The sequence below is a fragment of the Caulobacter sp. genome, from assembly GCF_017744445.1.
Taxonomy (GTDB): Bacteria; Pseudomonadota; Alphaproteobacteria; order Caulobacterales; family Caulobacteraceae; genus Caulobacter.
This window is the reverse complement of sequence record NZ_JAGIBH010000007.1, coordinates 216030-223624: the sequence shown is the minus strand read 5'-3', so window position 1 is coordinate 223624 and position 7595 is coordinate 216030. Positions and strand designations below refer to the sequence as shown.

Genomic DNA, 7595 nt, shown 5'->3' with positions numbered 1-7595 from the left:
CGGTAAGCGAGCCGAAACACAAACAAACCTTACGGTCTCCGGGTTCGCCCGGCCGTTCCGTCGCCTCCCCAATCCACTCGTAGCCGTTCGGGCGCGGGATCGATCAGCCATGGCCGCGCAAGCTTGCCCACAGCGAAACTCCATCCGTTTTCAGACGAAGCCGGTTTCATCCTGCCCTGAAAGGGCCTAGGTAAGCCTCAACCTGAGCATAACTTACCACCAGGGACGAGGATTATGGACGACGCGGGCGCGAGCCTCCAGGCGACGATGGCGGGGATGGGCCGGACGGCTCGTGAGGGCGCGCGCGCGCTCCGCCTCGCCACGCCAGAGCAGCGCACCGCCGCCATCCAGGCCATGGCCGCCGCGATCCGCGAGGACGCCGCCGCCATCCTGGCCGCCAACGCCAAGGACCTGGCCCGCGCCGGCGCCAACGGCCTGACCGCCCCGATGCAGGAACGCCTGCTGCTGGACGAGAAGCGCCTGGAAGGCGTGGCCGCCGGCGTGGAAGCGGTCGCCGCGATCCCCGACCCCATCGGCGTGGCCACCTCGCGCTGGACCCGGCCCAACGGCCTGGACATCGCCCGCGTCCGCACGCCGATCGGCGTCATCGCCATGATCTATGAGAGCCGCCCCAACGTGACCGCCGACGCGGCCGCTTTGTGCGTGCGCTCGGGCAATGCGGTGATCCTGCGCGGGGGGTCCGAGTGCATCCACTCTAACCTCGCCATCCACGCTGCGATCGAGCGCGGCCTGAAGGCCGCTGGCCTTCCCGCCGCCGCCGTCCAGATCGTCAAGACCCCGGACCGCGCCGCCGTCGGCGCCATCCTGTCGGGCCTGGACAAGGCCATCGACCTGATCATCCCGCGCGGCGGCAAGAGCCTGGTCGCCCGCGTCCAGGCCGAGGCCCGCGCCCCCGTGCTGGGCCACCTGGAAGGCCTGAACCACGTCTTCGTCCACGCGGGCGCCGACGTGAAGAAGGCCGTCGACATCGTCGTCAACGCCAAGCTGCGCCGCGTGTCGGTCTGCGGCGCGGCCGAGACCCTGCTGGTCGACAAGGCCGCCGCTGAAAAGCTGCTGCCGCCCATCGCCGACGCCCTGATCAAGGCTGGCTGCGAGCTCCGTGGTGACACGGCCGCGCGCGCCATCGAGCCGACCATGAAGAAGGCGACCGTCGAGGACTGGACCACCGAATACCTGGCCCCGATCCTGGCCGTGGCCGTGGTCGACGGCGTGGCGGGCGCGGCCCAGCACATCGGCACCTACGGCTCGGGCCACACCGACTCGATCATCACTGACGACGCCGGCGCCGCCGACGCCTTCGTCAACGAGGTCGACAGCGCCATCGTCCTGGTCAACGCCTCGACCCAGTTCGCCGATGGCGGCGAGTTCGGCTTCGGGGCCGAGATCGGCATCGCCACCGACAAGCTTCACGCCCGCGGCCCGGTGGGGGCCGAGCAACTGACGACGTTCAAATATGTGGTTCGCGGGACCGGCCAGACTCGTCCCTGAGGCCGGCCGGCCGAGCGCACAACGCCTGGGGTTCCACCTGGAGCCCGGGATGCGCGTCGGCCTGTTCGGCGGCAGCTTCAACCCGGCGCACGAGGGCCACGCCCACGTGGCCGAGACGGCCATGCGCCGTCTGGAGCTGGACCGCGTCATCTGGCTGGTGTCGCCGCAAAACCCGCTGAAGTCCTCGCATGAAACTCGCCCCGTGGCCGAGCGCATGGCCAATGCCCGCCGCTGGGCGCGCGGTTCGGGGATGATCGTCTCGGACGCCGAGACGCGCCTGGGCTCGCAATACACGATCGACACTTTGCGAGTGCTGAGGGCGCGCTATCCCGGCGTGAAGTTCGTCTGGGTGATGGGCGCCGACAGCCTGGCCACCTTCCACCGTTGGCGCGGCTGGACCCAGATCATGCGCGAAGTGCCCGTGGCGGTGATCTCGCGCCCGTGGATCGCGCTGAAGGCCCGCACCGCCCCGGCCGCCCGCCGCTTCGCCTTCGCCCGCTGGCCCGCCAGCGCCGCGGCCAAGCTGCCCGACGCCAAGTCGCCGGCCTGGGTCTACCTGACCGGGCCCCTGAACTTCGCGTCCTCGACGGCGATGCGCGCACGGCAAAAGGGCGTCAAATAGAGCCCACGGCGCAGCTTTTGGGCGTTGCCCGAAAGCCTCGACTAGCGACGGCGATCGCCGTTCGGCCATCACCCTCTCACTTTTCGCCCAATTCCGTGCTATGGGGGATATCCACAGCGACCCCATAAGGAGCAATACGCTGCGTAGCGACCCCGCGCTTAGTGCGCACGAAGGCCCGGCCGGCGCCGAGTCCTCGACTGAATCCCCGGGCCTGAGTCTGCCCCTGGACCTGAAGGCGCTGGAGCGCCTGATCCTGGAACGCCTCGACGACGACAAGGCCCAGGACATCGTCCACATCGATCTGGCTGACAAAAGCTCGGTCGCCGACAGCCTGATCGTGGCGTCGGGCCGTTCGCACCGTCACGTCGGCGCTCTGGCCGACCACCTGCTGCGCGCGCTCAAGGAAAACGGCTACGGCAAGGCGCGGGTCGAAGGCCTGCCGCATTGCGACTGGGTGCTGATTGACGCCGGCGACGTCGTCATCCACCTGTTCCGTCCCGAAGTGCGCAGCTTTTACAACATCGAGAAGATCTGGGCCGTCGACGCCCCGCACCGTACGGCCGCGAACTGATCTTCCAAATAAGCCGCTCATCCCCGCGAAAGCGGGGACCCGAGCTGGCTCTCGGGCAGTAGCGCCGACAGCGATCAACCCACCAACGCCGCTTGGGTCCCCGCTTTCGCGGGGATGAGCGGAGTTGGGGGATATCATCCATGAAGATCACCATCCTCACCGTCGGAAAGCTCGGCCGCATGGTCGAGGCGCAGCTGGCCGTGGACTATGCGTCCCGCGCCACCGCCTCGGGCCGCGCCCTGGCCCTGGGCCCCGTGGACATCCTCGAGGTCGAGGCCAGGAAGCCCGGCAAGGCCGCCGAGGCCGAGGTGCTGCGCCCGCATCTGGAGGGCGCCTATGTCATCGCCTGCGACGAACACGGCAAGGCCTGGAAGAGCCGCGCCTTCGCCGGTCACCTGGCCAAGCTGCGCGACGACGGCAATCGCCGCGTGGTGTTCCTGATCGGTGGGGCCGACGGCCTGGATCCTTCGATCCTGTCGATCGCCAATGAGACCATGGCCTTCGGGATCCAGACCTGGCCGCACGCCATGGCCCGGGCGATGCTGGCCGAGCAGATCTATCGCGCCGCCACCATCCTGTCGGGCTCGCCCTACCATCGCGATTAGGGCAGTAAGGCCCTGATGCTTCGTCGCCCTGTCGCCATCGGCCTGATCGCCATCGCCCTCGCCGTCCCCACGGCCGTGGTCGGCTGGCAGCGCGCCGACCGGGCGGTCGAGGCCCAGCGCGCCAAGGACCGCCAGACCGCCGCCGATACGCGTCGCGAGATCCAGGACCTGCGGACCGAGCTGGACCGCCTGGACCACGCCCGCATCACCGCCGGGGCCGATGTCGACGCCAAGCGCGCGCGGCTGGAGGCCCTGAACGCCCGCGAGCGCTCGATCCTGGCCGATCTGGGCGTCAACCGGCAGCGACTGTCGCTGCTGCTGTCGGCGCTGCAGCTGTTCCGCCGCGATCCGCCGCCGGCCCTGCTGGTCGCGCCCGACAACGCCCGCGACGCGGTGCGGGCCGCGATCCTGATCCGGGCCATGACGCCCGACCTGCAACGCCGCGCCGACGCCTATGCCCGCCAGGCCACCGCCGTCGGGACCCTGCGCCGCGAGGCCGCCGCGGCCTCGGCCGAGCTCTTCACCGCCGAGAGCGTGGTCGCCGACCGCAAGGGCGAGATCGAGCGCCTGATCATCGAGAAGACCCAGCTGGAGCGCGCCTACGCCCACGAGGCCCTGACCGAGGAAAACGAGCTGCGCACCCTGGGCGTGCTGACCGACGGCCTGGGCCGCGTGGAGGCCACCGGGCCGCTGCACCTGCGCAGCCCCGTCGCCGGGGCCATCGTTCGCCGCTTCGGCGCGGAGATGCCGGCCGGCGGCAAATCCCCCGGCCTGACCCTGCGCGTCGACAAGGGCCTGACCGTCACCGCCCCCGCCGCGGGCACCGTCGAATATGCCGGCGCGCTGAATGGCTGGGGCGCGGTGCTGATCCTGCGATCACAAGGCGCCTACCACCTGGTCCTCGCCGGCCTCGACCAGATAACGGCCGCTCCCGGACAATCTGTCGCGGCGGGCGCCCCCATCGGGAAGATGCCGGATCATGTATCTTCCGATCCGGAGCTCTATCTGGAGGTCCGCGAGAACGGCGAGCCGGCGGACCCGGAGCGCTGGCTCAAACAAGAGTCGCGATAGACGACTTTTTCAGTAATGGTGGCCGTAATTCTACCGGCTGCCATTGTTAGTGGTTGGACGGGGCTAAACACGGTTTGCGACGCCGCGCGTCGCCAGGGAGCCTTCTGGGCCTTAATGCGCAAGTATCTGCTCATCGGAGTTTCGGCCTTCGTCCTCGGTGCGGGGGCCATGGCCTATGTCAGTCCCATCGCCCAGGCGAACAACGCCCCCAAGACCAAGACCTACAAGATGCTGGAGCTCTTCGGCGACGTGCTGGGCACGGTCGAGGACCAGTACGTCACCGAGGTCGACGACAAGAAGCTGATCGAGGCGGCCCTGGACGGCATGCTGACCAGCCTGGACCCGCATTCTGGCTACCTGTCGCCCGACAGCTATGAAGACATGCAGGACACCACGCGCGGTGAGTATGGCGGTCTCGGCATCGAGGTCACCAGCGAAGACGGCGTCGTGAAGGTCATCTCGCCGATGGACGGCACCCCGGCCTCGCGCGCGGGCATCCAGGCCGGCGACTACATCACCTCGGTCAACGGCCAGAGCGTGCTGGGCCTGACGGTCAACGAGGCCGTCAAGCAGATGCGCGGCACGGCCGGCGAGCCGGTCACCCTGACCATCGCCCGCGACAAGACCGACCCGTTCGACGTGAAGCTGATCCGTGAAGTGATCAAGCCCAAGGCCGCCATCGCCAAGATGGAAGGCGACTACGGCTATGTGCGTCTGCCCGGCTTCAACGAGAAGGCCACCGACGCCCTGGTCAGCTCGATCAGCGACCTGAAGACCAAGAACCCCAAGATGAAGGGCCTGATCCTCGACCTCCGGAACAATCCGGGCGGCCTGCTGGATCAAGCCGTCGGCGTGGCCGACGTGTTCCTGGACGGCGGCGAGGTGGTCAGCCAGCGCGGCCGCGACCCGCGCAATATCCAGCGCTACAACGCCCGCGCGGGCGACATGCTGAACGGCCTGCCGATGGTGGTGCTGATCAACCAAGGCTCCGCGTCAGCGGCGGAAATCGTCGCCGGCGCCCTGCAGGATCGCCACCGCGCCGAGCTGGTCGGCCTGACCAGCTTCGGCAAGGGTTCGGTGCAGACCGTGATCCCGCTGCGCGGCGGGGCCGACGGCGCCCTGAAGCTGACCACGGCCAAGTACTTCACGCCGTCGGGCCGCTCGATCCAGAAGACCGGCATCGCCCCGGATCTCGAGGTCGCGCAGACCCGCGACCAGGCCCAGGACATTGCCAACCGCGTGTGGTTCAGCGAAGCCAGCTTCAAGAACGCGCTGAACGCCGACGAGGGCAAGACCCGCGTCGCGCCGCACGCGCCGGCCGAAGCGCCCCCGACGGGCTTCGACGACAAGAAAGAGGACTTCCAGCTGCAACGCGCCATCGCGGTGCTCAAGTCCGGCGGCGTGGCCAATACGCCCAAGCTGCCCAAGCCGGCGGCCAAGGTCGCCGAGGTCACCGCCAAGGCCGCCGCCGCGGCCGGCAAGCCGATCACCGAGAACAAGTAAGGCTCCGTGGCCTAGACTTGAACAGCGCCGCTCCGGGAGACCGGGGCGGCGTTTTTCGTGTCCGCTCCCAGGGTGAGGCCGTATTCGACGAAGGCCGTCTCGCGCGCCCAGCCCAGGCCTTCGTACAGCGCCTGGGCGCGGCGGTTGTCGACGCCGGTGACCAGGGAAAGGCCCACGGCCCCGGCCTCTCGAGCATGCGAGACGCCCGCCTCGACCAGCGCCCGCCCGACGCCGCCACGCCGGCGATCGTCCGCCACGTACAGGTCGTTGAGTACGAAGGTCCGCGCTGCCCGCACCGACGAGAAGCCGGGATAGAGCTGCACGAACCCGATGGCCTCGCCGCCATGGAAGGCCACGAACACCACCGACTCGTCCCGCTCCAGCCGCTCGCTGAGGAAGGCCTTCGCCCGCTCGAGGTCGGCGGGCTGGCCGTAGAACTGGCGATAGCGGTCGAACAGCGGGGCCAGGATCGGAAGGTCCGCCGCCAGGGCGCGCCGGATGATCATGCCGAGACCTTCGAATAGCGCATGATCCAGTTGGTCTCCCAGCTCGCCCCGCCATCGGGCGAGAAGGCCTGGTCCCACTGGGCCTCGCCCGGCGACAGCGAGCGGAACTGGCCGCGCACCTTGATCGGCCGCCCCTCGAAGGTCTCGTCCGACAGGAAGGTCCCGACGCCATTGGCAAAGCGCCCGATGCCCGGCGGACCGATCTCGTGCGGATTGGCGGCGCTGAGGGTCCAGTCGGCCCAGGTGTCGGTGTTGGCGTCATAGGCCCGCAGGCCCATGCCCGCCGTCGGGCCGCTGGCCCGCATAGCCTTGCTCTCGTTGAGATTCACCACCCCGCCCAGCAGGGCCTGGCAGGTCGTGGTCCCGTCGAACTCCTCCCAGTCGTTGTTCCCCGCCAGCCGCTTGCGTAAGCGGCGGTGGCGCACGGTCCAGGCGCCGATGAAGAAGTCGAAGTCGTGGATCGAGCCCCTGCCCTCACCGGCGAAGGCCTCGCGGGCGGCGATCAGGCCCGGCGTGGCCAGGACGAGGCCCATCAAGTCGCGGCGACACAGGTCCATCAGCCGATCTTCTCGAAGTCGGTATACCAGTTGACCTCCCAGGTCCTGCCGCCGTCGGGCGAGAAGGCCTGCTCCCAGTGGGCGCCGGTCGCGGTGATGTTCGACCAGGTGAAGCGCACCTTGATCGGTTTCCCACGCAGGGTGTCGTCGGCGTAGAAGGTTCCGACGCCGTTCACGAACCTGCCCTTCACCGGCGTGTCCATGACGCCGGGCTTGCGGGCGTCCAGCCACCAGATGGCCCACTCGCCGGTCGCGGGGTCATAGGCCCGCGTCGTCAGGCCCCAGTAGTCGCCGTCGGGCAGGCGCAGCAGGTTGTCGTCGGCATTGCCCTGGCCGTTCATGGTCTTCCACCAGACCTGCTCGCCGGTGAAGGTCTCCCAGCGGGTGTCGCCGACCAGGCGCTCTTTCAGCCGGCGGTGCGTGGCCTTCCACTTGCCGACCCGCAGGTCGAAGGCAGTCAGGCCGGACAGGTCCTGCTTGGCGGCGGCCTTGGGCTTGATGTTGTCCTGGTCGGCCCAGGCCGGCGCGGCCAGCAGCAAAGCCGCCAGCAAACCCAATGCGATCGATCGATTCATGGCGTCCTCCCTCTCTGGTGAGGGTTTTGGAGCCGCTGCCGGGCGCGAACGAGAGCCAATCCCGACGAACCTCGGG

General features: G+C 69.1%; 9 protein-coding genes. 6 read left to right on the top strand and 3 right to left on the bottom strand.

Annotated features, from left to right (window positions below):
* Positions 1-234 precede the first annotated feature (234 nt).
* From J7528_RS13050 to J7528_RS13025, 6 genes are all read left to right on the top strand, one after another.
* Positions 235-1509 carry a glutamate-5-semialdehyde dehydrogenase gene (locus J7528_RS13050; RefSeq protein ID WP_291874909.1) on the top strand — a complete coding sequence of 425 codons (1275 nt, stop codon included), beginning with the start codon at positions 235-237 and terminating at the stop codon, positions 1507-1509.
* Complete coding sequence (locus J7528_RS13045) at positions 1475-2131, top strand: nicotinate-nucleotide adenylyltransferase (RefSeq protein WP_291874906.1); 657 nt, start codon at positions 1475-1477, stop codon at positions 2129-2131. Before J7528_RS13050 ends, J7528_RS13045 begins: the two co-directional genes overlap by 35 nt.
* Positions 2132-2270: 139 nt before the next feature.
* The gene (gene rsfS, locus J7528_RS13040) at positions 2271-2702 is read left to right on the top strand and encodes a ribosome silencing factor (RefSeq protein ID WP_291874932.1); all 432 of its coding nucleotides are present in this window, start codon (positions 2271-2273) and stop codon (positions 2700-2702) included.
* A 140-nt stretch (positions 2703-2842) separates the two neighbouring features.
* Positions 2843-3307, top strand: coding sequence for a 23S rRNA (pseudouridine(1915)-N(3))-methyltransferase RlmH (gene rlmH / locus J7528_RS13035; protein ID WP_291874903.1), 465 nt, complete (start codon positions 2843-2845; stop codon positions 3305-3307).
* 15 nt (positions 3308-3322) lie between these two features.
* Positions 3323-4378 (top strand): peptidoglycan DD-metalloendopeptidase family protein, encoded by a 1056-nt coding sequence (locus J7528_RS13030; RefSeq protein WP_291874900.1) that lies wholly within the window; start codon positions 3323-3325, stop codon positions 4376-4378.
* Between the two features lie 114 nt (positions 4379-4492).
* Entirely contained in the window at positions 4493-5881 is a 1389-nt protein-coding gene (locus J7528_RS13025; RefSeq protein WP_291874898.1) for a S41 family peptidase, read from the top strand.
* Positions 5882-5892: 11 nt separating this feature from the next.
* On the opposite strand, the gene J7528_RS13020 is transcribed toward J7528_RS13025, so the two are convergent.
* From J7528_RS13020 to J7528_RS13010, 3 genes are read right to left on the bottom strand one after another with little or no spacing between them, the layout of a single operon-like run.
* Entirely contained in the window at positions 5893-6387 is a 495-nt protein-coding gene (locus J7528_RS13020) for a GNAT family N-acetyltransferase (RefSeq protein ID WP_291874896.1), read from the bottom strand.
* Positions 6384-6944: a DUF1579 domain-containing protein gene (locus tag J7528_RS13015; protein WP_291874894.1), complete on the bottom strand. Its 561-nt coding sequence runs from the start codon at positions 6942-6944 to the stop codon at positions 6384-6386. The genes J7528_RS13020 and J7528_RS13015 overlap by 4 nt, the downstream gene beginning before the upstream one ends.
* The gene (locus J7528_RS13010; RefSeq protein WP_291874892.1) at positions 6944-7519 is read right to left on the bottom strand and encodes a DUF1579 domain-containing protein; all 576 of its coding nucleotides are present in this window, start codon (positions 7517-7519) and stop codon (positions 6944-6946) included. Before J7528_RS13010 ends, J7528_RS13015 begins: the two co-directional genes overlap by 1 nt.
* Between the last annotated feature and the right edge of the window lie 76 nt (positions 7520-7595).

Coding starts and splice junctions, on each gene's coding strand:
- rlmH (WP_291874903.1), top strand. CDS start 2,843: ATGAAGATCACCATCCTCACCGTCGGAAAGCTCGGCCGCATGGTCGAG.
- J7528_RS13050 (WP_291874909.1), top strand. CDS start 235: ATGGACGACGCGGGCGCGAGCCTCCAGGCGACGATGGCGGGGATGGGC.
- J7528_RS13045 (WP_291874906.1), top strand. CDS start 1,475: ATGTGGTTCGCGGGACCGGCCAGACTCGTCCCTGAGGCCGGCCGGCCG.
- J7528_RS13030 (WP_291874900.1), top strand. CDS start 3,323: ATGCTTCGTCGCCCTGTCGCCATCGGCCTGATCGCCATCGCCCTCGCC.
- J7528_RS13010 (WP_291874892.1), bottom strand. CDS start 7,519: ATGAATCGATCGATCGCATTGGGTTTGCTGGCGGCTTTGCTGCTGGCC.
- J7528_RS13015 (WP_291874894.1), bottom strand. CDS start 6,944: ATGGACCTGTGTCGCCGCGACTTGATGGGCCTCGTCCTGGCCACGCCG.
- J7528_RS13025 (WP_291874898.1), top strand. CDS start 4,493: ATGCGCAAGTATCTGCTCATCGGAGTTTCGGCCTTCGTCCTCGGTGCG.
- J7528_RS13020 (WP_291874896.1), bottom strand. CDS start 6,387: ATGATCATCCGGCGCGCCCTGGCGGCGGACCTTCCGATCCTGGCCCCG.